At 36.7% G+C, this 24,772-nt stretch carries 20 protein-coding genes; all 20 read right to left on the minus strand.

Going from position 1 to position 24,772, the window contains the following annotated elements; genetic code table 11:
* Positions 1–131: 131 nt before the first annotated feature.
* Positions 132–572, minus strand: coding sequence for a deoxycytidylate deaminase (locus D7I46_RS04080; protein WP_162930829.1), 441 nt, complete (start codon positions 570–572; stop codon positions 132–134).
* A 184-nt stretch (positions 573–756) separates the two neighbouring features.
* Positions 757–1,707, minus strand: coding sequence for an ABC transporter ATP-binding protein (locus D7I46_RS04085; protein ID WP_120773283.1), 951 nt, complete (start codon positions 1,705–1,707; stop codon positions 757–759).
* Complete coding sequence (locus D7I46_RS04090; RefSeq protein WP_120771729.1) at positions 1,707–3,251, minus strand: ABC transporter permease/substrate-binding protein; 1,545 nt, start codon at positions 3,249–3,251, stop codon at positions 1,707–1,709. Before D7I46_RS04090 ends, D7I46_RS04085 begins: the two co-directional genes overlap by 1 nt.
* Positions 3,252–3,511: 260 nt before the next feature.
* Positions 3,512–5,032 carry an HAL/PAL/TAL family ammonia-lyase gene (locus D7I46_RS04095; RefSeq protein ID WP_120771730.1) on the minus strand — a complete coding sequence of 507 codons (1,521 nt, stop codon included), beginning with the start codon at positions 5,030–5,032 and terminating at the stop codon, positions 3,512–3,514.
* Between the two features lie 62 nt (positions 5,033–5,094).
* A complete protein-coding gene (locus tag D7I46_RS04100; RefSeq protein WP_120771731.1) occupies positions 5,095–5,964 on the minus strand; it encodes a MetQ/NlpA family ABC transporter substrate-binding protein in 870 nt (289 codons plus the stop codon).
* Complete coding sequence (locus tag D7I46_RS04105; RefSeq protein WP_120771732.1) at positions 5,964–7,088, minus strand: DUF917 domain-containing protein; 1,125 nt, start codon at positions 7,086–7,088, stop codon at positions 5,964–5,966. Before D7I46_RS04105 ends, D7I46_RS04100 begins: the two co-directional genes overlap by 1 nt.
* A complete protein-coding gene (locus D7I46_RS04110) occupies positions 7,088–8,722 on the minus strand; it encodes a urocanate hydratase (RefSeq protein WP_120771733.1) in 1,635 nt (544 codons plus the stop codon). The genes D7I46_RS04105 and D7I46_RS04110 overlap by 1 nt, the downstream gene beginning before the upstream one ends.
* 191 nt (positions 8,723–8,913) lie before the next feature.
* Entirely contained in the window at positions 8,914–9,714 is an 801-nt protein-coding gene (locus D7I46_RS04115) for a glycoside hydrolase family 25 protein (protein ID WP_338033595.1), read from the minus strand.
* A gap of 47 nt (positions 9,715–9,761) precedes the next feature.
* Positions 9,762–10,895 carry a radical SAM family heme chaperone HemW gene (hemW, locus tag D7I46_RS04120; protein WP_120771735.1) on the minus strand — a complete coding sequence of 378 codons (1,134 nt, stop codon included), beginning with the start codon at positions 10,893–10,895 and terminating at the stop codon, positions 9,762–9,764.
* Positions 10,888–11,472, minus strand: coding sequence for a hypothetical protein (locus D7I46_RS04125; protein ID WP_120771736.1), 585 nt, complete (start codon positions 11,470–11,472; stop codon positions 10,888–10,890). The genes hemW and D7I46_RS04125 overlap by 8 nt, the downstream gene beginning before the upstream one ends.
* Before the next feature lie 102 nt (positions 11,473–11,574).
* On the minus strand, positions 11,575–12,963 hold the full coding sequence (locus D7I46_RS04130; protein WP_120771737.1) for an APC family permease: 1,389 nt from the start codon (positions 12,961–12,963) through the stop codon (positions 11,575–11,577).
* A gap of 86 nt (positions 12,964–13,049) precedes the next feature.
* Complete coding sequence (locus D7I46_RS04135; protein ID WP_120771738.1) at positions 13,050–13,640, minus strand: hypothetical protein; 591 nt, start codon at positions 13,638–13,640, stop codon at positions 13,050–13,052.
* Between the two features lie 57 nt (positions 13,641–13,697).
* On the minus strand, positions 13,698–14,591 hold the full coding sequence (locus D7I46_RS04140; RefSeq protein WP_120771739.1) for a choloylglycine hydrolase family protein: 894 nt from the start codon (positions 14,589–14,591) through the stop codon (positions 13,698–13,700).
* A 244-nt stretch (positions 14,592–14,835) separates the two neighbouring features.
* A complete protein-coding gene (gene tpiA, locus D7I46_RS04145) occupies positions 14,836–15,594 on the minus strand; it encodes a triose-phosphate isomerase (RefSeq protein WP_120771740.1) in 759 nt (252 codons plus the stop codon).
* A 190-nt stretch (positions 15,595–15,784) separates the two neighbouring features.
* Entirely contained in the window at positions 15,785–18,421 is a 2,637-nt protein-coding gene (locus D7I46_RS04150) for an HAD-IC family P-type ATPase (RefSeq protein WP_120771741.1), read from the minus strand.
* A 311-nt stretch (positions 18,422–18,732) separates the two neighbouring features.
* Positions 18,733–19,584: a methylenetetrahydrofolate reductase [NAD(P)H] gene (metF, locus tag D7I46_RS04155; RefSeq protein ID WP_120771742.1), complete on the minus strand. Its 852-nt coding sequence runs from the start codon at positions 19,582–19,584 to the stop codon at positions 18,733–18,735.
* Positions 19,550–21,847 carry a 5-methyltetrahydropteroyltriglutamate--homocysteine S-methyltransferase gene (gene metE / locus D7I46_RS04160; RefSeq protein ID WP_120771743.1) on the minus strand — a complete coding sequence of 766 codons (2,298 nt, stop codon included), beginning with the start codon at positions 21,845–21,847 and terminating at the stop codon, positions 19,550–19,552. Before metE ends, metF begins: the two co-directional genes overlap by 35 nt.
* 174 nt (positions 21,848–22,021) lie before the next feature.
* Positions 22,022–23,293 carry a D-alanyl-lipoteichoic acid biosynthesis protein DltD gene (dltD, locus tag D7I46_RS04165; protein WP_120771744.1) on the minus strand — a complete coding sequence of 424 codons (1,272 nt, stop codon included), beginning with the start codon at positions 23,291–23,293 and terminating at the stop codon, positions 22,022–22,024.
* On the minus strand, positions 23,283–23,522 hold the full coding sequence (gene dltC / locus D7I46_RS04170) for a D-alanine--poly(phosphoribitol) ligase subunit DltC (RefSeq protein ID WP_120771745.1): 240 nt from the start codon (positions 23,520–23,522) through the stop codon (positions 23,283–23,285). The genes dltD and dltC overlap by 11 nt, the downstream gene beginning before the upstream one ends.
* Positions 23,523–23,554: 32 nt before the next feature.
* Positions 23,555–24,772, minus strand: coding sequence for a D-alanyl-lipoteichoic acid biosynthesis protein DltB (gene dltB, locus D7I46_RS04175; protein ID WP_120771746.1), 1,218 nt, complete (start codon positions 24,770–24,772; stop codon positions 23,555–23,557).

Genomic DNA, 24,772 nt, shown 5'->3' on the forward strand with positions numbered 1-24,772 from the left:
ATACGTTGCAAATCATTATATCTTTTACAGCAAAATTAGCCTCAGTAGAACATGAAATGCAACCACATCTATTTTAACAAAAAAATGAGTAACTTTCATAAAGTCGCTCATCTTTTATGCATCCGCTACTTTCAAATTTGTTGACATTCAATTGACAAAGTGTCAAGCAAAAATTCTTCGTAAGGGTCTTTGGCATGATATTCTTCAATATACTTGATTTCCTTTACACCAGCCGCAACCACGAGTTTTAAACAGGCCAAACAGGGGAAAAGTGTAGTATATAAAATTGCTCCTTCAGGTGAAACACCATGCTTTGCTGCTTGTGCAATTGCATTTTGCTCCGCATGAACTGTTGCAACACAATGTCCATATTTATCTTCTGTGCAACCAACATCTGTGCAATGTGGCATCCCAGACACCGCACCATTGTAGCCTGTTGAAAGCAATTGTCCGCTCGGGCTCACCAAAAGCGCCCCGACTTGCGCATGAGTACAGGTCGAGCGTTTAGCAACAACTTGCACAATTTCCTTAAAATACTCATCTTTACTTGGTCTAGTAAATTTTTCAGTCATGATTAATCATCCTTCAAGTTTTAGATTTATTATATCAAGATGTGCGCAACACCGTCAAGAAGCGTAGAGAAATAGAAAAATATGCTTCTACTCAGAGCAGGTTTCATTTTGCCTTTTCCCTCCAGCTTCTTGTGTTGCAAATTCAGTTATAACATAACTCAAGAAAAGCTGCAAATTGTCAGTACTATTGTGCTACTGACAGAAACTCAAAAACATTCTCACGCGTCAAATTTCCAAGAAATTGCTCATTTTCATCAAAAATTGCAATGCTGTCAGTACTGACAAGATGTTCATAAGCCACTGATAAATCTGTCAGCACTGACAGAGCAAGCTCTGTAGGTTGCTTAGTATTGACAAGACTGATTTTACTTAACACATCACGCAAAGTGTACTTTTGAGAAAAGTTCGCTGCGCTAAAGAATGATTTGACAAACTCAGTCGCTGGATTGTTCTTGATGGCTTCGGGTGTATCGAGCTGGGCAATCGTACCGTCCGTGACCACAGCAATCCGTGTGCCAACTTTTAACGCCTCGTTCATGTCGTGCGTCACAAAGACAATCGTTGTTCCAAGCTCATCATGAATGTCAAGAATCAAATCCTGCAATGCCGTCCTCGAAATCGGATCAAGCGCTGAGAACGGCTCGTCCATCAGAATCAAATCAGGCTCCGCTGCAATCGCACGCAAAATGCCAATCCGCTGCTGCTCACCACCAGAAAGCTCATGCGGATAACGCCCTCTATATTTATCCGCCTCCAACCCGACTTTGTTCAGCAAATAATCTGTCCGCTCATGGCGTTTTGCCTTATCCCAACCGCGTAACTCTGGAATCAGCTCAATGTTTTGCTGCACCGTCATATTAGGAAATAATGCGATTTGTTGCAAAACATAACCAATCCTCAGACGCAAATTTTGTAAATCATAATCTTTAATCCGCTTACCCGAAAAATAAATATCTCCATCGGTTGGTACAACCAGTGCGTTAATCATTTTTAGCGTGCTGGTCTTACCACCACCTGACGGTCCTACGAGGACAAAAATTTCACCATTCTCAATCTTAAAATCAAGCCCCTGCACGACTTTTTTGTCGCCATAAGAAAGCCCAACGCCTTTAAACTCAATAATTGCTTCTGTCATCATTTCACCAATCCTTCCGATTTCAGAAATTGCGTGGCAACTTCTTGCGCCGTCTTGTGCTGAACATCGACCTGATAATTCATCGTTCTCATTTGTTCATCGGTCAATTTTCCGTTCAACTTATTTAAAATATTGACAATCTCTGGGTTTTTATCCGCAAAACTCGTTTTCATAAGTGGTGCTGCCTGATATTTTGGAAAGAGATGTTTGCTATCTGTCAGCACGGTCAAGCCATAGCGCTTAATTCCAGAATCCGTTGAATAGACATCAATAATGTCTGCTTTCCCAGAATTAATCGCAGGATAAGCAAGCGAATTATCCACCGTTGAAACCTTGCTAAAATCTAAGCCATAGGTTGATTTTAGACCAGCAAATCCATCACTTCGTGCCATAAATTCTGCATCAAAAGCGACTTTTGCCGTATCTTCAACCTTTGCTAAATCCGCAATCGTCTTAAGATGATATTTTTTGGCAAATGATGTTTTGACAGCAATCGCATAAGTATCTTGAAACTCTGACGGCTTGCTGTAAGTCATGTCAAACTGCTCTGACAACAACTTTTTACCATTTTCATAAGTTTCATTTGCTGACAGATTTTTGTCAGCAATTGATTTTGGCGTTTTGACCAAAGATTCAAGCACCGTTCCTGTAAATTCAGGATAAATATCAACTTTTCCGTCTTTTAAAGCACTAAATAAGAAAGTCGTGTTTCCCAAATTTTCTTTCAAAGTGACTTTAACATTAGGGTCATATTCCTTAATCAAGCCAGCGTAAATATTATCCAAAATATTAGGCTCTGTTCCTAATTTTCCAGAAATCACGATGGTTTCTTTTGACTTTGCAGAAGAATCAAATAGGTCTGACTGTGCCAAATTAACCCCGCCAATTACCAAAGCAAGCAAGACTAAAATTCCAATCGCAACACGTGGACGACGCTTCGACAAATAACCTAAAAGACTTGAAAATACAATCGCCAAAAGCGCAGAGCCAAGCGCCCCAATCAAAACAAGATTATAATTATAGTTGGTCAGCCCAGACATGATAAAAGTTCCGAGACCCCCAGCACCAATCAAACCACCAAGTGTAGCAGTACCTATGATAAAGACGAGTGCTGTACGAATACCAGAAATAATCACAGGTAACGCCAGAGGCAGCTCAACACGAATCAAGCGCTGATAACGCCTCATGCCAAAAGCATCTGCCGCCTCCAGAAGCGCTGGATCAATCTCCGCCAACCCGACATAAGTATTTTGAAAAATAGGCAGAAGCGCATAAACAATCAGCGCAATAATAGTTGGCACAACACCAATCCCCACAAAAGGAATCAAAAGTCCCAAAATAGCAAGTGAAGGAATAGTTTGAAAAACACCCGTCACCTGAAGCAAAATCCCTGCCGCACGTCGCCTATGTGCCACTAAAATCGCTAAGGGGATAGCAATAAGTACAGCAATCAATAAGGCAAGTAAAGACATTGACAAATGCTCAAAAATAGCCTGTAAGATCTCTCCTTTTTGCTGTGATACTGTTTGTAAAAATTGATTCATAAATTCTCCTATCAATAAAATCAAGACCTATTCGATGAACTGCAATACTCCACCACACTATAAACACCAAGTGCAAAACGCGGTTTATAGAATATAAATCTAACATTTAAACGACACATTTAAATGTTAAGCAGCACTAATAAGTCAAAGAACCGACATACAGATTTCAAACCACTACTTTAATAAAATAAGGTATATTAAGTGTATGTTTTAAAATTAAAAATATCAAGAAAAAGCATCTTTTTCTTTAAAATAATATCCTATAATTGCGCTGCGCCAAATGAAGCAGCAATACCCAAAGTATTTCCAATCAACTCAGAAGCAATTTTCTCAACCAATTCTGATAGATTATAATCTCGATCAAGAAATGGAACAAGTGTTCTAAATTTACTATAAAGCTGTTGACTTGCGGCACCAAGTCGTTTGACATGACGTAAATCAATCGCTTGCGCTGCTGACAGCCCCTCAATCGCTAAAATATAATTAAAATAAGAAAGAATTTGTGCATTTTTTGACAAAATCAGAAGTAAATTTGTTGCATAATCCTCAATCCCAGAAGAAATCGGATAAAAATTATTAATCGTTGTATTGGTTAAATCATTGATTTGTACTTCTAATCGCACAGCTGTTTTTTGCAAGGTTTGAAATCCCAGCATTTGTTCATTTGCTGCCAAAAATCGTGGCAAATCAGTAAAACTTGAATCCCCCAACTTGATGATTCTGAAAACACTCATTCGTGCAAGCTGTGACAGTGCAGTGTTTACCATTTCGAGAGCTAGTGCGACTGATGTCGTATCATAATTGCTCGTTGATAATATTTCCTCACGTTCCAAATCAACATAAGGATTTTCATCAGAAACCGTCAAATTTGTCGAAACAATCGTTGACAAATAAGCCAAAGCATCATAAAGACTTGCCACAACACTAGGAAAATTTCTAAAAGAAAGTGGGTCTTGCATTGACTTACGCTGATGATTTTCAAGCAAATAAGAATCTGTCAAGTTTGTCAAAATTTTCTCAGCAGCAAGCCGATAACCACTTCCCTCAGGAGCCGTCTTACGATAATACAAAAATGGCGTAATATTTCCATCAACAGCTTCCAAAGTCAGCGAATAAATCAATTCCATATTTGATAAAAGCCGCCTCATCTCATCAATCGCAAAAATAGATAAAGCTTGCGAATAAGCGTTAGAAGATACAATAGATAAGCCATCTTTTACACCCAATACCACCGCTTTTAGGTCCTCTTTCTCAAAGACTTCTGCTGTTTTCAAAATCCTCCCTTGATAATAAACCTCGCCTTCTCCCATCAAAACAAGACCAAGAAAAGCCAGCGTTCCTAAATCTGCTTCTCCGATTGACGATGTTGCCTTCATCACAGGAGTGATATGACGATTAAGCAATTCCTTTAAAAGAAAGATGATTTCCTCGCCGACACCAGCATTGCCACGTAAAAACGAATGGAGCTTTATCAAGACAACAGCACGCGCTTGAACTTCTGGAACCAACTCGCCAATCGCCACTAAGTGAGAATAAATCAAATTCCGATTGAAATTTTCAAAAGAATCTAAAGCGATGAGTTGATCTTTATTTTGCCCGACACCCGTGTTTAAGCCATAAATTCTTTCTGTTCCATTTGCTTTTTTAAGCACAATTTGCCGTGCTTTTCGAACATTTTGCATAGACTTTGAATCAAGTTCAATCACATAATCTTCGCGGGCAATTCTTAACACATCGACGATTTGAAGGTCAAATCCTGTCAAAATAATTTTATGTGCCATAAAACTCCTTTCTTAGCCTATCATTTATGATAACTAATATCAGCCTCTTTAACCACTCCCCTTTAGTTTGCTGTCTTGAATTTCCAAGCTGGCAACAATTCTCCATTTGAATAATTCTTTTTTACCGCAGTAGCTACTTCAGGAGAATGAAGTGCTTTAATCACATCTTCATAAGTTTTATTATGTTCATATTTTTTATTTGCAGCAACCAAGCTCACCCACTGCTTAGAATAATTTTTTAGTGGTTCAGAAAAAATAGCTTCTGATAGTGGAATTTTTGCAGTATCCGCAAAGTTTCTCGTGATTACTGCAGCATCTATAGAGCCAAGAGCATGTGCTGTCTGCGCCGCATCTAACTCCTTTATTTTCAGATGTCTTGGATTATCAGAAATATTTTGAATGGTCGCTAGCGCAGAATCCGATACATTCAACTTAATCAATCCAGCAACTTCCAAAAGATGAAGGGCATGGCTTTCATTTGAAGTATCATTAGGTACAGCAATTGTTGCTCCATCTTGTAAATCAGAGACTGATTTAACTTTCTCAGAGAACAAATGCAAAGGTGTAATCCATAAATCTCCTATTGAGACCAATTTAGAATGATGTGCCTTATTCCAGTTATCCAAAAAAGCATAAATCTGAAAAGCATCTAAATCAATGCTTCCATTCGATAAAGCCACATTTGGCTGAGAATAATCAGTAAAAAATTTATATTTCAAACTGATTCCATATTTTTCTTTTGCCTGCTTTGTAACTACTTCCCATATGGCATCGTCTTTTTTCGTTCCTGCGATTCTCCCAATAATCACCACTTTTTGATGCGAACTTGCCGACACTTTTTTATTATGATTTTTCCAACTTAATCCCCCAATCAAACTAATCACAATTAGAAGTAAAAGAGCAAAAAATAAATTTCTTCTTCTTGGATTCACTATTCTTCTCCCCCAGTATTTTCATCATTTGGAAATGAATATTTGTAAAGCTCAATCCCTAATGCTTTTTCTACATCTGGATATACTCCAGCGTCTTTTACACCAGTTGAAAGTTGAAAATGAGATTTATCAATCTTGAATAACACTACTTCTTGTCCTTTTTCAATTTCATTAGTGGATAATGGGAAAGCATCTTCCGCACGAAAAATCGTTTGAACGTCAGGATAAGTAGAAATTCTTTCTCCGTTTTCATTTTCAATCGCCATGAACTCATTCTGCGCATAAACTGTGTACCGATGCCCATTATCACTGACAATTTGAATTTTCCCAATATCAAAGGCTTCAGTAGTATATGACATTTCTTTTGATACAACGCACCCCGTAGTAATCACCTCTCCTTGCGTTGCGTGAGCAATATTGTTAATAACAGTTTTTGCACCTGTTCCTTCAGCCGCAAGAATACGATATCCTAGATTAATTGCCTTCGATAAGCCACCAATCACTGCATTTTCTTTAACATATTTCACAGGCAAAGGATGTCTCGCTGTCGCAATAAAGCCACCAGCTTGGTCAGAAGCTGCGCGCAATATCTTTGATGTCGTTTTTGAAGCTCCTTTGACTACCACTTCAACATACTTTCCTGTTTCATGCTTACCTCCAACTGCCGCCTGAGTTGTGATATAGTCTGCTCTAGAGTTTACCCCAATATCTCCCATTTCTCCAGTAGGATGAGCTCGAATATCTCCCGTCACATCAACAATATATAAACCCAAAGCAGCAGCTGTTATCCATCCATTTGTTGATGAGGACTTCCCATTTTGTGGTGTCCACAAACCGACAATTTTTTCAGATATTTGTTCCTGAACTAACTGGACTGCTTTGATATAGTCCTTCCCTTGCATTTGCCAATCCGTAGTTCCAGCAGGTGCACCAATCGCCGTTTGAGTCAATAAAGTGGCATCATCAGGCAACTCATCAATCGAAATGAGATTAACATCTCCTAAAGCCAAAGCAGCATATCCCATCTTAAGTCCATGCTCATAAAACGCCCCACCACCAGAAGCAAAAACTGCGCCACCTTTTACCGCTGCCAATACATCTTTTTTCGTTAATTTTCTAACCATTAGAGTTCTACCCTCCGAATTCCCTTTTTCTTCACTTCATCTAATGCATTTTCATAGCCTGCGTCCGCATAACGCAGAACACCAAGACTCGTATCATTGTCCAAAGCCAACTTCAAACGTTCAGCCGCCTCTGATGTGCCATCTGCGACAATTGTTAATCCTGCGGACTGCATATAACCAGCGTAGCCACCACCTCCAGCATGAATAGCAACCAAATCTGCTTTTGAACTACTTGCCACCATTGCATTGATTAACGGCCAGTCAGAAATTGCATCTGAGCCATCTTTGAGATGTTCAGTCATAATATTAGGATGTGTCATCGCTCCAGCATCTAAGTGATCTCTCGTAAAGGCCACAGGTGCTTTTAATCTTCCTTCTGCGACAAGCTGATTGACCGCTAAAGCTAACTTCGTGCGCTCTCCATGCCCTAGCCAGCTGATTCTAGCAGGCAAGCCCTGTACGGGAACATATTTCCCAGCTAATTTTATCCAATTTGTCACGATTTCATTATCTGAGAAATTTTTGAGCAAATATTCATCAATCAACTCAATATCCTGTACCTCACCAGATAGAGCAATCCATCGGAACGGGCCGATTGCCCTTTCAAACAGTGGGCGTAAGAATGCTTCTGTAAAAATAGGAATCTCAAAGGCATTTTCTACACCATAAGCCTTAGCTTGAGTTCGGATATTATTTCCATTATCAAATACGATGGCTCCCTGCTCCTTAAAATCCAAAATCGCACGAACTTCTTTAGCAAGACTCTTACCGGCTTTATCAATCACTTCTTCTGGATTGGTTTTGCGTAATGCTGCAAGCTCAGACAGCCCAACATCCTCTGGGACATAACCATAGAGCAAATCATGTGCTGCCGTCTGGTCACTAACAATATCAGGGATAATGCCACGATTAAGCAGTTCAGGATAGATTGTTGCTGCATTAGCGATTAAGCCAATAGAAAGTGGCTTTTTAGTGCTTAATGCCTCATCAACCCAAGCCAAAGCTTCCTCCAAATCATACGTCTTTCTTTGTAAAAAGCCTGTCGCAATCCTCTTATCTGCCTTAGTCTCATCCACATCGACATCTAATATCACGGCGCCAGCCATCACACCAGCCAAGGGCTGTGAACCCGACATTCCACCCAAACCTGCCGTTAGTATAAATCTCCCTGCAAGATCCCCCTCAAAATGTTCTCTTGCGATGGCTTGAAAGATTTCGTAAGTCCCCTGAATCACTCCCTGAGAGCCAATGTATTGCCAATCTCCTGCAGTCAATCCTCCCCACATCGTCAGATTTTGGTCATAGAGCTTATAAAATTCTTCACTGTTTGCCCAATGACCAACTAAATTACTGGATGCCATGATGACAAGTGGAGCATCTTTGTGAGTTTTTAGGAGACCAATCGGCTTGCCAGATTGAATAATCAGAGTTTCATCTTCTTCAATCTGCTTTAAAATATCTACAATCGCATGATAGCTTGGCCAATCACGCGCTGCCTTCCCGATTGAGCCATAAACCACCAAATTTTCTGGGTCTTCCCCATTTTCAAGATTGTTTTCCAATAATCTCAGAAGCGCTTCTTGTCGCCACCCTTTTGCTCGGAGTTCATTTCCACGTTGTGCAGTAATTGTCATATCTTTACCTGATTTCCATTAACTTAATTAGTGCTACTAACATTTCTGGCACAAAACATTCCCACTGATGAAAGTAATCACTTTAATTTTTATATATTCAAAATTTTAACATGAAAAAAATGTCTAAGACATCAGATTTTTTGAAACTTGTGATAATTTTTAACTATTGAGAAAATAAAAAAAACAAGAAATCATTTCTTGTTTTTAAAAAGTTTATTATAACTTTCCTGATTAAGCACCATGTTCAAATCAAGATTTCCCTTGTAACCAGGTAAACTTCCCTTATCAGTATATTGCTGTATACCATAATCTAAACTTGTTTCTGGCGATGCATCCCACACACCTGTATTACGTCCATAAGCTGCAATCCAAATTGCATCAAACTTGCCTACATTTATTTGGTTTGCTTTTAAAAACCAATCTTGAGCGTAGATTCCAATGTTTTTTGCCCCTTGCTTTTGCAATTCTGAACGAAAGGCTTCAATTCCTTCATTCATATTTTTCATATTCGTAACTTCAACATCAAGCCAGTAATAGGTTGGATGATAAACACTTGCTCTTTGATAAAAATCTTTCGCTTGCTTTTTCATCTCAGCTTCTGTTTTTCCTGTAACAAATGCATATACTGCCACAGGAATTCCTCGCTCTTGAAGTTGTTTAATATGGGTTTGGTATGCAGTATCTTCTCCGTGTTTATTTGCAGAGTTATCTGCCTGCCCATAGGAACCGTTAACACGAATAATTGCACCAATAATGTGTTGACTCAGTGTATTATAATCAATTTCATTAGGAGGTTGCCAGCCTGATAAATCAACTACTGGTTTATTCAAATCTAGAATTTTTTCATTTAGAATATCGCTCATTACAATTTTAGGATCGGACAACTTGGAAATAGAAATAGGACGTATCCTGACTAAACCAAGTAACGCAATAACTCCAACCATGATTGCTAAGAAAAAAAATGCTCCTAACGCTTTCAGTTTACGTCTCATTTTAGGTTTCATTAACTATATTGTAACAAAAGTTTCATCAAATGTCATCAAAACTCTCCAGATTCAAGAAGGAACGCCTCAAAAACATTGTTCCCTAATTCAAAACCTTTATCTGTCATACGAATTTGTTCATGGTCATCATAAAGAAGCCCTTGATTAATTAATGTTTGCACTTGTTTACCATAGAGTTCTTCAAAAGATAAAGAAAATTTTGATTCAAATTTCGTTACAGAAACACCTGTTTTCTTTCGTAAACCAAGGAACATTTCTTCTTCAATCTTTGATTTCTTTGACAAAACTTCTTCACTAACTCTCTTATTAGTTGCCTCAAGATAATGGTGAACAGGTCCATGATTTTTGTAACGAATCCCCTCTAAATATCCTGAAGCACCAGCACCAACACCATAATATTCAGCATTATCCCAATAAGTAAGATTATGCTGACTTTCAAAACCAGACTTTCCAAAATTAGACACTTCATAATGATTGTAGCCATTTTGCGCCAAGATATCCATGATATATTCATACATGTCGGCGTTTTTATCTTCATTTGGTAATCGCAAAAGTCCTCTACGCTGCCTATTCATAAATACCGTGTGATCTTCTAAGATTAAACTATAGAGTGCAACATGTGGTAAATTTAATGCAAGAAATTTTTCAACATCAGTTTTAACCATGTCCATTGTCTGATTTGGAAGCGCATAAATCAAATCAATTGTGATATTTTCAAAACCGGCATTTCTCAATTTTTTTATGGATTCATAAACTTGTGCTTCAGTATGAGTTCTTCCAATTTTTTTGAGTAGTTTATTATCAAAAGTTTGAACGCCCAACGAAATTCGATTAACTTTTGATTGAGCAAGAACCTCGATAATTTCCTCAGATAAATCACCCGGATTAGCTTCCACAGTAAACTCTTCTAAAACTTCAAGATTTAGATGCTCCGTAAGTTTTGAGAGAAGTTTATCTAACTGTTGTGCCGAAAGAACTGTTGGAGTTCCTCCACCAATATACAGTGTTTTTAATTCTTTGATATCATAAGCTTGATATTCTGCAATAAGTGCATCAATATAATCATCAACAGGCTGTCCTTCCATCAACACTTTTGCGAAATCACAGTAATAACAAATATGTGAGCAAAATGGGATATGAACATAAGCGGCTAGAGGTTTTTCAGACATTTACTTTCCCTTTCCAAATTTTCTTCCGTAAAATGATTAACGCAAGTATTCCGTTAATAATAACTAAATAAATTGGAAATGCCAAACTTGTAAAAGTCCAAATCGTCATCGCAAAAAATCCTGTCCCTGCATTAAATACTCCCGCAGCAAAGGGCTCCCATGTCTCTGTTTCAGGATAATGCCATGCTTTTATCGCTGTGGGAATCGCTGCCATTATATCTGACAAAATTGCAAAACAAATCGCAAGATTAGGATTACTCGTCACTCCCCATACTAATAATGCCAAAACTGACACAGCACCACACATAATGTCAAAACGTTCAATCGCCCAGTAAGATTTTCTATTAATAAAGGAACATATAAAAATTAATGCCGTTGTTGAGAAAGAAATCAAGACAGGAAATTGTCCCCAAGTCCACCCTTTTGAAAGTGCAGCAAAAAAGCCGATTGCAGGGGCAATCGTCCATAAGAGCCAAGACACTTTATTAGGTCTTACACGACCAGTAATAGTTGCCCAGGCATAAGGAATGTTAAAAACCAGCGATACCGCCGCTCCAATAAATATCAAAAATTGCATAAGTTCATTATAACAGAAAATCAGGTTTAAATGATTCTTTAAAAATTTAATAATACTGTAAACAGGTTTTAGATAGTGGGGGTTACTTTTTATTGAACACTATTACTTTGTTATTTTGCTTAATTTTGAATGCTTATAGCCATATAGAAAATAGATAATAGTGATTATAACTAATAAAATAAGCAAGGTTAGCCAAGTTGTCCAGTGATATTGGATGATTAAAACTGAACTTATCAGAAAAGATAGGGCAGGGAGTATCGGAACAAAAGGAACCTTAAACTCCCCCTTATCAGGTGTTCCAAAATCACGACGTAACTTAATAATTCCTAAAGAAAGCATCATCAAATAAATGAGAGTACTTAAATTTAGAAATTCTGATAGTTTACCGATTGGGAAAAGACCTGAACTAAGCATTGCTCCTATCCCCATTAGTAAAGTCGCATTTTGGGGAACTTTATATTTTCCAGATATCTTACTTAAACGCTTTGGTAAAAGCCCATCCCGACTAATACTATAGATTATCCGTACCAAAGCATACGCCATAGAAATTCCTACAGTAATCAAGGTAAGCATAACAACAACAGAGATAAGATTTGCCACCCATGTTAACCCCACCGAGCGCAAAGCAAACGCTAAGACATCTGGAACATCTAACTTAGTGTAATTTATCATCCCCGTCAACACTACTGTGACTAAAATATATAAAGTTGCTGTAACAAATAAAGCACCCAATATTCCTTGAGGCATCGTCTTTTTCGGATATCGTGCTTCATCGGCTGAGGCGGATACTGTTTCAAAACCGAGAAATGCCATAAACATTAAAGCTGCACCTGCTGTTACACCATTACCACTAAGAAGATCTAACCAACCAAAAGGTGCAAAATTATTCCAATTATCCAGATTCAAATGGAAAACTCCAATGACAATAAAAACAATCAACGCAGTCAATTTTAAAATCACTAGAATATTATTGAAACGCAACATCGCTCTAGCACTTAAAAATCCTAAAGCTGTTATTATTGCAATGACCAACATTGGAATCAAATCAATTGAAAAATGCTGACTTGACCCTAACGGTCCATTAAAAACTGTCGGTAATTTCAAACCAAACAAGCTTTTAATATATCCTCCCCGTCCACTTGCTGTAATTGAAATAGCTGTGAAAAATTCTCCAATTAATAAACACCCTGCAATCCAAGCAGGAAATTCTCCAAACACAACATAAAGATAGCCGTACGGTCCACCTTGAGTTGGAATTCGAGATGAGAATTCTGAGAAAATCAAGGCAGATAATGCTACTGCAATTGCTGCAATAACAATCGAAATCATCAAAGCAGGTCCTGCAACTTTAGCAATGGTAGGACCTACTATGGTAAAAATACCCGTCCCTACCATACTTCCGAGTCCTAATAGAACTAAGTCCATGCTGTTCAAACTACGTTCAAGTTCGGTTTTTTCTAGCCCAATTTTCTTTTTTCTGAATAAATCCATAGCACCCCTATATCAATGACATTAAATTTCAATCATGTTACTTTTCAATGTTATTGTATCATATTATTCGCTTTTCTCAAAGGTATTCATTGTGCGCCACGGTGCTTTTTTAGATATCTTCTTCTGCCCTCTATGACGATAAAAAAGCTTAAACTAAGTAGGATAAGATAAGTTGGAAAAGCAACTTCTGCTAAATTCCAATTTTTGATTTCAGTAAAAGTTGTACTTGCTGAAAAAAGTGTTCCTAGATAAAGAAAACCATTTTCTGTTTCTGGATAGCGCCAACCTTTAAACAAAGTTGGTAACCCTGCTAACACATCAGATAAGATAGCAAGTATAATTGCTACACTAGGATCTTTCGTGAGGTACCAAGCAATTAATGCTAAAATCGAAACGAAACCGCAAATATAGTCAAAACGCTCAATTCCCCAATAAGCTTCTTTTTTTAAAAAAGAGGCTGTAAAAACAAGTGTAGGACCAAAGCCTGACATAAAAACAGGCAAAACTGCCCAAGTCACACCGCTAGAAATCGCCGCCGCGGCACTAATAAGAGGAGCAATCGCCCAAATAAGCCACGTTACCCGATTAGGTTTCACTCTTCCTCGTATAATGGCAATGACTGTTGAAATTGAAAAGGACAGCGAAATAAGTGCCCCTAAAATTACAAATAAATGCATGATAAATCCTAATTTTCTATTTTAAAACTTCAAGTTTTCTGACTACCTTTATTTTATCTATTCTGGAAAACGATAGCTTGTAATACTCAAATCATTATACCGTTGCAAGTAAAGTCTACGACTTGTGACATCTACTGCACTTCGATAGACAGTATAGGTATCTGAGCGACCATCTGATTTTGGTACAGTCACACCATTCAAAATATGCCAAGTTTCAATTACATTTTCTTGTTCATTTGTAGGTAATATCGCTCTTTCTTTAAAAATAGCAGCACGAATAAACCGAGAAGTTGGTGTGAATCCTCCCGGAAATACTGGTTTACCACTGAAATTTCCTGTAGAAATGTGATTTAAACCGACAGCCTGCTCTGATAAGTCCATATAGGTAGCCAATTTCTCAACTTCACGCTCAAACTTTGGAGCATTAGTCACCACACCGATTGGATTATCAATAATCACTAACTTTCCTTCTCTAGGTTCAATATTTATCATTTGTCCAGTTGGGTCAGTCGCTGAAAAATGTAAATCATTACGTCCATACTTCATTTTTGCATGGTCATCTGTCATAAGTTGGACATTTTTGATTTTTTCTCGAATATCAGCTACTGACTGACAATTTCCCAATATCCACATGACAAATTCGAAAGCTGCAAGTTGAATTTTATTTCTGTCAGCACTGACAGAATACTCCGAATGATTAGAGAATGTTAATTTTTGTGCTGCTAGACCAAATTCATTGATTCCATCAGAAATATCCGCATGATGCTCTGGTGAATCACGGCCCACACCTAAAATCGTATATAAATTTGTAATCAGATTTCCATCATACACTGCTCTCCATGTATAGTTTTTAGGTAAAACAAGCGGTTCAGCACTAAAAGTATGCCAATCCATAGTTCTTGCAAAAAGTAAGCTTCCATCACTTGATTTCATTTGAAAACTAGTACACATAATTGTTCTCCCCATATTATTTCTATTTTTGTCCCGTATCTTCCATACTATCAAAAAACTTCACTTTTTGCTTACTGACAGATTTCTGTCAGCACCCTAGTTTTAAAATAATGGTGCAATTCAATTTCACAGCACACAATCACTTTCATGACTCGCTAATTCAACTGCTGATAGAGCAGAATTAATATAAAAAAGTCTGTCAGTATACTGACAGACTTTACTAATCCGAAACGAAATTTCCAGATTACATATACATTTTAAGCAAAGCAAGGAATGAATCGGCTTCAAGTGACGCACCACCTACAAGCGCTCCGTCAATATTTTCTTTGCTCATTAATTCTTCGACTGTTTCTGGTTTTACAGAGCCACCATATTGAATACGAACGGCTTCTGAAACTTCTTTACCATAAAGTTTTTCAACTGTCGAACGGACAACACCACAAGTTTCATCAGCGATCTCAGCTGTTGCAGTTTTACCTGTACCAATTGCCCAAATTGGTTCATAAGCGATAACCATGTTAGCAACATCTTTACCGTCAATGCCAGCAAGACCAGCTTCGATTTGACCTGAAACCCATTCAGCTGTTTTGCCAGCTTCAAATGTTTCCAAAGTTTCACCACAGCAAAGAATTGGTGTCACGCCTGCAGCAATAAGAGCTTTAGCTTTTTTGTTGATATCTTCATCAGTTTCATGGAAATATTCACGACGTTCTGAGTGACCGATAATTGCATATTCAATCCCTTCAGCAGCGAGCATTGCAGGTGAAATTTCGCCTGTAAATGCACCCGAATTTTCAAAGTAAACATTTTCAGCTGAAACTTTAAGTGGATTTTTTCCACGATGATGAACAAGTGGTACAAGGTACATTGCAGGGGCAGCCACAGCTACTTCTACTTTATCTTCCGATGGTAATTTGCCATCAATATTAGCCATGAATGCAAAAACTTCTTTAAGGTTTTTGTTCATTTTCCAGTTACCAGCGATAATTGGTTTGCGTGACATTTTATTTCTCCTTTGAGGCTCTGTTTCGTTTACCACAGATACCTTAAATTTTGAACTATATAGTTCATCTTTACATGATTAATTTTATCACAAAGTTAAATTTTTTGCAGAAATCAACTCAGAATGAAATTTGTCTATTTTTCATAAAATACTCAGCAGCATTTTCAAATATGGTATCCTTTATTATCTCTTAACTCTTGATAAATTGTCGAGAAATCAACTTTTCAACTTCAACGAGCACAAACAAGATAAGGCCAGCTAAGAAAGCATAATTCAAATTATGCAATCCGATATTCATCGTTCCTAGTGCATTACTAACTACTGGGACGTAAATAATCATCAGCTGTAAAACTGCCAATATTACCAAAGATATCCAAAGTACATGATTTTTCAACATATCTTTATCAATAGAGAAGTTGTGAATGCTACGACAATTTATCATATAAAATACTTGACCAAAGACAATAGTCATCAACAGTGTCGTCTGAGCCACTGCAGTTGGAACACCTTCAGATATCACTATATTATTTACTAAGAAACCTAGGAAAGCCAATACAATTGATACATAAATCGTTCTAAAAATCGCATACCTATCTAAAATATTTTCATTTGGATTACGCGGTGAACGATGCATCACATCTTTTGCCTCATGTTCAAAACCTAAGGCAAAGGATAATGTAATTGTTGTTACCATGTTTAACCACAAAATCTGAACTGAAGTCAGTGGGAGAGGTCTATCAATCAATATTGACACTACAACTAACAGCCCCTGAGCAAAAGCGGTCGGTAGTGAAAAATAAATCGTCTTTTTCAAATTATCATAGACACGACGCCCTTCACGAACAGCCTCTGCAATAGTTGCAAAATTATCATCTGCTAACACCATATCTGCGGCATCTTTTGTGACTTGTGTCCCCTTTTGTCCCATCGCAATCCCAATGTCAGCCTTTTTCAATGCTGGGGCATCATTGACACCATCGCCAGTCATTCCCACAATTTGTCCATTGGACTTAATAGCACTTACCAAGCGTAATTTATGTTCAGGAGTTGTTCGTGCAAAAACATCATGATTCATCACGATATTCGATAATTCTGTATCAGACATCATCTCAATTTCTTGTCCAGTCACAGCTCTATCAGTATTTTTTAAACCAATTTCTTTGGCAATAGCGACAGCTGTATCCTTATGATCTCCTGTAATCATTTTCACAGATATACCTGCCTGATGACTTTCACGCACAGCTTCAATTGCTGCTGGTTTTGGTGGATCAATAATGCCATACATTCCAACCAAAATCATATCATTAAACAACTCTTCATGGCTAATCGTTTCTTGATTTAAAGGAACTTCTTTAAATGCTGTTGCCAATATACGTTGTCCTTTTTTGGCTTGTTTTGAAATCATTGCTTCCCACAAATTAGAATCAATTTTCTCTACAGCATCATTTCCAAACTGGTAGTCCACCATATTAAGTAAAACATCTGGCGCACCTTTTAGGTAGATGAAGCGTTGATGATTTACTTCAACTAAAGTTGCCATATATTTATAACTTGAATCAAAAGGAATTTTATACAACACTTTCTCATCTTGAATAAATTCCATATGATAAGCCCAATCCAATAGAGCGCCCTCTGTCGGATTCCCAATCACCTCTCTCTGACCATTGTGATAATCAATCTTTGTATCATTACAATAAAGCGCTGTTTCCACTAACCGTTTCAATTGCGCATCATGATTGAACACATTGATTTCGTCTTTCCATTGGTTCGTTTGACTTTTCTCAAATACTTGCTGCTTAGTTAAAATAGCAAGCACAGACATTTCATTTTTTGTAAGTGTTCCTGTTTTATCCGAACAGATTACACCCATACTTCCTAAGGTTTCAACGGCCGGCATTTTTTTAATAATTGCTTGTTTCGTAGCCATTCTTGTCACACCAACAGATAAAATAATTGATAATACTGCTGGCAATCCTTCTGGAACAGCAGAAACGGCTAAGACAATCATCCAAGATACCATTTCTTCAAATGAAAAATCACGATGAAATTGACTAAAAATAATTAAGCCAATCACCAATATCAGCAAAATAATGAAAATTTGTTTATTCAAATGTTTCATTTTCTTGATTAATGGTGTTTCAGTCACACCCACCTCTTTCAAGTGAGTGCTGATTTTTCCTATCTCAGTATTATCTCCAACTCCTACAACAACAGCTTTTCCGCTACCACTATTGACTAAGGAGCCCGAATATCCCATATTAATCCGATCTCCTAAATCGACCTCGTCTCCAATAGCAATCATATTCTTTTGTACTGGTGTTGATTCACCTGTGAGCATCGCTTCATCCACCACCAAATTATAGGCTTCCAAGATTCGGACATCTGCTGGGATAATATCACCTGAGTTAAGTAAAACGATATCTCCTTTTACTAACGTATCTGCTGGAACCACTTGTTTCTCGCCACCAATCAAGATTGTAGCATCAGCTCCCATCATACTTTTTAAGCCATCCAATGAGTTATTTGCTTTAGCTTCTTGAATAAAGCCAATCAATGCATTGATAATAACAACTGCAAAAATAATACTCATATCAATGTAATCACCGCTGATTCCTTTTAGTATTCCCGCTACAATCAACACATATATGAGCAAATCATTGAAATGCTTGAAAAATTTCTTTATTGAACCCTCAACTTTCTCACCAGTTAGCAAATTGGGACCGTCTTCAGTTAAACGTTGTTCACGTTCCTCTTTTCTTAATCCCTGTTCTTCTATTACTTGCAAGTCATTTAAGACTTGTTCCTTGGGTAATTGATACCATTTCATTGGTGTCCTCCTTATGAACATATCGTCAGGTTTCCTATTATATCGTTGTTTTTAGTCCTCCATTACCTAGTTTAAACGAACATATTGTCCGCTTTTTATTACATCGTTTGATTTAATTATATACAACACCTCTGTTTTTTACAAATCTTTCTTTTTAGAAAATGTAAAATTTCTAATTTGTCTGATTTCAATTAGAAAAACACAGATTAATATTTATAAGTATAAGAACATAATTTATATCCTATCTTTAATATCATAAATAAAAAGCCCATCACTGAGCTTTTTATTTATGATATATTTTAAGATAATTGTTAATAGAATAACGATGAAGTTGCATGATGAATAGACTTTGCGGTTTCAGCATTATTCATTGTATATAAATGAATGCCATCTACATCTTCTGTTGTTAAATCTATGATTTGGTCAATTGCAAAAGCAATTCCTGCATCTTTCAAAGCAATAGGGTTATGCTCATACTTTTCTAAAATTCTAACGAATTTCTTTGGTAATGGGGTATTGCAAGTTTTTAAAAGTCTAATCGCTTGATTTCGATTGACAATGGGCATAATTCCTGCAAGAATAGGAACCTCTATTCCCGCAATAGCACATCTTTCTTGAAAATCGTAGAAAGTATTATTATCAAAAAACAGTTGCGTGATTAATTTATCACACCCTGAGTCAACCTTTTCTTTTAGATAATGAAAGTCTGTTATACGATTCAAAGATTCAGGGTGAATATCTGGATAACACGCTCCTGATATTTCAAAAGTTTCATCATACGCTTTGATAAAACGAACTAAGTCACTTGCAAAATGAAAATCATTTTTAGCCGGTAAAGTTGTAATATCTCCTCTAAGCGCTAATATTTGGTAGATACCCTTAGCTTTTAACTGCTCCAAAATCTCTTTCACTTGGTTTTTATCTAAATAGGCAGCAGATAAGTGAGCCACCGCAGGAATATTTAAAGTATTATTAACATAATCTGCTACTCTAATCGTAGTACGACCTATATCTGTACGATTATTATTACTACACGTTACACTTATAAAGTCTGGTGACAGTTCTTTTAAATCATCAAGTGTCTTAAACAATTTTGATGTGCCTACTTCAGTATTTGGTGGAAATACCTCAAACGAAAGCATTTTCTTTGGTTTGTTCACCATACTCGTTAACCCCACTTCTAATTAAATTCGTCGCTTCAACTAAATGTTCAAGACTTAAAATGGTCTCTTTATTTCCACGCGTTTTTAATCCACAATCTGGATTAATCCAGACTTGTTCTAATGGAAGTTTGTCTAAAATTCGCGAAATTTGTGTTTTGATTTCATTGGTACTAGGAACTCTTGGAGAATGAATATCATAAACCCCTGGTCCTACAAGCGTTTGGAAATGGTGGGTCTTTAGTGCATCAATAATAGATAATTCGCTGCGACTTGCTTCAAAAGAAATAACATCGGCATCCATTGCATCAATAGATGAAATAATATCTTCAAACTCTGAGTAACACATATGAGTATGAATCTGTGTTTCTGGTCTTACTTTTGAATGAACAAGTCTAAACGCTGGAATAGCCCAATCTAAGTATTCACTATACCAATCACTTTTTCGTAAAGGTAGTTTCTCTCTCAAAGCCGCTTCATCAATTTGAATGATTTTAATTCCCGCTTTTTCTAAATCTAAGACCTCTGCCTGAACAGCCAAAGCCAATTGCAAGGTACTTTCCCGTAAGCTTATATCTTCTCTTGGAAAGCTCCAATTTAAGATGGTGACAGGTCCTGTAAGCATTCCTTTGACAGGTTTAGCTGTCTGGTCTTGAGCAAAAGTTGACCAACGAACTGTCATCGAATGAGGTCTAGTAATATCTCCCCAGACAATAGGTGGTTTAACGCAACGCGTACCATAAGATTGTACCCAAGCTTTTTGAGTAAACACATATCCGTCGAGTTGTTCGCCAAAATACTCCACCATGTCATTTCTTTCAAATTCACCATGAACCAAAACATTTAAACCTATTTTTTCTTGAAGCTCAATGCATTCACGGATTTTTTCTTCTAGAAATGTATCATAGGCTTCACTGCTCAATTCACCCTTTTTATGATTCAGACGCGCTCGCCGGACTTCTACGGTTTGAGGAAATGAACCAATTGTTGTTGTAGGTAAAAGTGGTAAATGTAATGCTTCATTTTGAAGGTTGCGACGTTTTTCCAGACTGGGTTGACGAACAAAATCTTTCTCAGCTAAATGGTCAATCGCTTGTTTCAATTGCAAATTTTCTTGTATTCGTTTTTCATTAAATAATACTTCATTTTGATGGAGTAATTGTTCATTTTCAGTGAAATAGATGTCAGCAAGCTGGCTAATTTCTTCTAATTTTTCATTTGCGAATGCAAAATGTTTTAAAATATCCTTGTCTAGCTTAGTCTCATTTTTGGTCGTTACCGGTACGTGTTGTAGAGAGCAACTTGTATTGACAATGATTTGTGCTTCTGTTTTTATAGCATTTAAAACTTCAAGTGATTGTTGATAATTATTGCGCCAAATATTTTTTCCATTAACGATTCCTGCAAATAATAATTTATTCTTAGGAAAACCATATTTCTGAATAAGTGCTACGGTTTCTCTTCCTTCAACAAAATCGAGTCCGATGCCATCAAAATCAAGTTTACATACACTAGTATAACTATCACGGATGTCTCCAAAATAGGTTTGTAGCTGCACTTTAACTTTATTTTTGTGCTTTAACAGTTCTTGATAGATTTTTTCAAATAATACAATTTTTTCTTTGCTTTGATCCAAAACAAGAGCAGGTTCTTCAATTTGTAACCACTTTACATTTTCTTGATTAAGAGAGACTAGGAGTTGATGATAGGCATTGATGACTTCCGATAAAACAGTTTCTACTGTGGTATCCTCTAGATACTCAGCTAAAGTTAAAAAAGTATAAGGTCCGATAATCGTTGGTTTAGTTTCAATGCCACTCTCTTTTGCTTCTCTATATTCGTCAATAAGTTTAGAGAAGTTCGCTTTGATTGTTGTTTTACTATTTATTTCTGGAACTAAATAGTGATAGTTTGTGTTGAACCATTTTTTCATTGGTCTAGCCGTTACATCGTGTGCTTCATCTTGAAAACCACGCGCAAGGGCAAATAAGGTATCAAGCTTGTTTAAATTTAATTCTTCGTAACGCTCAGGAATAGCATTGAGGGCAATAGATAAATCCAACGTTTGGTCGTAAAATGAAAAATCGTTAGAAATCGGGAACTCAATCCCGACATTTTTTTGCTGTTGCCAGTTTGTTAAACGAATAACTTTGGCGACTTGTTGTAGCTCTTTTTCTGATATTTCTTTACGAAAATATTTTTCAAGGGCAAATTTTAATTCACGATTTTCACCGATACGTGGGAAAGCAATAATTGATTTTTTCATAGTTAAACGCTCCAAAATTCTAATGAGTCTATCTTATCAAATTCGCTAGGTCATTAATAATACTTTTATAATATGCTTTTATATAGTTAAAAACTATATGATCTACTACCTATTCTTAAATATTTGATAAATAAAAAAATAACACTCCCAGAGTCCGGGGTGTTATTTTTATGATTAGTTTTCTTCATTCATTGCCCAATCTTGAGATAAAAATCGTGAGTTATCAAGATGATAGTCTACTTTGCTCGGTTGTTTCATAAATTTCTTTATGGATTGGTCTACAGCTAACCAACCTCTATAGCCAAAGTGAATCGTATCGCCAACAGCATATGGTGTATTATACATTCCCGTGAAATCCGCCACTTGATTAAAACCTTGAGTATTCAATTGCTGACGAATTTTGATACTGAAGTCTTGTAGTGCTTTCTCAGATAGTCCTGAGTAGCGATACCAATTACCATTCACGGGTTGGATAACAAAGAGAACATCATCGTGATTTGCTGCGAATGTATTTAACAATTGTTGGAAATCTGTATACTCTGGACTTCGTAAATAGTTTACCCTTCCCATCCGATTTTTACGACTTTTATAAATTGCTTTCATCTTGTTTTTCCATATCGTATTGTTAATACAGAATGGATTATTATCAGCAGCTTTTCTTCCTTTTAGATATGCTAATCGGTCTAATTTTTCAATGTTCCATATCTGAGGAAGATGATGTGACAAATTATGTATTTTTGGAGATAGGCCAATATGATTTGCTGTAATCTGTGATATTCCTGAAAATAGTAAATCTTCTTTACGCCAAAATTGTAGTGACATTGAAACTAATAGATGTTGCCAATTGGTCATGACTTTACCGGCGGCTAGCCGTTCAACTGCTGAATGAATCGTTTTTTCAGCTTCAAGTGATCTGAAGTTCAATAGACGTTGTGCCATTTTTTGAGTTGATATAGATTTTGAATTTGCGTTTTTTATCCAAGAATAGATTTCACCCTTGGAGATAAAGTTTTCAAATTCTGACTCTGTAATTCCCCGCTTGGAGAACCACTGTGGGCTTATAATGAAGACTATTTTCCGATTTTTTAATTGTTCAGCTACTGAATTCACATAGAAAAAATGTGTCAGCGTTGTTGTCCCTGGTTGCCCCGCTAGATATGGAGTAAAGCCCGCTGGATATTTCGAAAAATAAGCACTGGGGTGAAAAGGGTCAATGTGTCCTAGCTCTGATGACCCTAGAAGAGGTAAAAAATTGGAATTTGAAAATGCCTGTTTTTTTACTGAGTATCCTGTGAAACTTGGCGTATTGTAGGGAGCTTGGGCAAATTTTGTAAGTTGTTTTTGTGAGTATCTTGTTCCAACATTGATAGGAACAAATATCAAAATACCTGTCAAAACGAGTGCTGCGAAAAGAGGGCCCAAAGCTTTAAAGATTTTAGTTTTCATTGACTTTTTCCTGAACGCGTTTAATAATTTTATTCGCTGTATTCCAGTCTTCTCGATCCATTTCAGATGGTGGTAAGCTGATATTGAAATTTCCCTCTAACTCGACAATGAGCATGATTGCTTTCATTGAATCAAGAATTCCCTCTTCAAATAGGTCCATATCTAAATCTTCTCTAAATTCATCTGTAGCTGCAATTGTTTCAATAATGTCAAAAATTTGTTCTTTCATTTGCTTTCTCTCCTTGTATCTTTTATTTAGAATTAAAAATTAGGTAGTGGATTAAATGGATTGATATAATGCATGATAATGTAATTTGGAATTCCTGAAAAAATCAAAAAACCGATAAATACAAGATTAAATGTGATAAAAATGCTAATTGCCCTTGTCCATTTGGTGTTTGGAATTACCCAGTTGCGACGTTTTTTCAGACGATTCCATGCATCATATAGAATCATTAGAAACGCATGATATAGTCCATAGAGCACATAGTACCATGTCAGACCATGCCAAAATCCCATAAGCAACATATTCGTTAGGTAACCGATATTAGAAATGGTTACCATGTTTTTTGACCATTTTTTTACCATGAATGTTTTCACTAAACGCATAAAAACAAAATCTCTAAACCAAAAACTTAAAGTCATGTGCCAGCGTTGCCAAAATTCATGGATATTCTTGGCTAAAAAGGGTTTATTAAAGTTATGAGGAAGGTCATATCCCATCAAATTACTTACACCAATCGCAAATAGAGAATAACCAGCGAAGTCGAAAAAGAGATAAAGACCATAGGCATACATGGACTGGGTAATTGTCCAAAAATTAGGATGAAGCGTTGCTGCGATTGCTACTCCATGAAGCCAATATTGGTCAATAAGATACCCAATGATAAACTTATAGAGAAAGCCCTGAAAAATTCGGAAAATTCCTTGATTTAGTAGCTCTGGATATTTTTGAGAAACGGGTGCTTTTAGTTCTTTGCTAAATCTTCTAAATCGGTCAATCGGTCCTGATGAAATTGTTGGATAAAAATAGAAAAAGTATAGGAAATCTTTGAGTGGAACTGACTTGATCAATCCATCACGCATTTCCATAATCATTGCGACACTTTTAAAAGTGATATAAGATATTCCTAAGAAACCAATAATTGACGCTGGATGTTCGGGAGATATGAGCGGAGTTGCTTTAACAACAACAAGAGGAGAAATAGCTAAAATAATCGCTAGATAAAAAATAGCTGTCCAATTCTTTTGTTGTTTAATCCGAAAACATTCATACCCTTTGATAAGTAATGTTTGAAAAATGCCAAAACCAATCAACGCCAAGAAAGTGATGCTTCCTGAAAAAGTTAACCAGAGAAAACCAAGAGTAAATACAAACTGATACCACACCATTTTTTTTCCAAAAATCTGTGCAATAACAAGCGGTGCCAGAGCTATACTAAGAATTACAAAATAAAAGGGAGTTGAATAAGGTTGCAC

Source organism: Lactococcus allomyrinae (genome assembly GCF_003627095.1).
GTDB lineage: Bacteria > Bacillota > Bacilli > Lactobacillales > Streptococcaceae > Lactococcus > Lactococcus allomyrinae.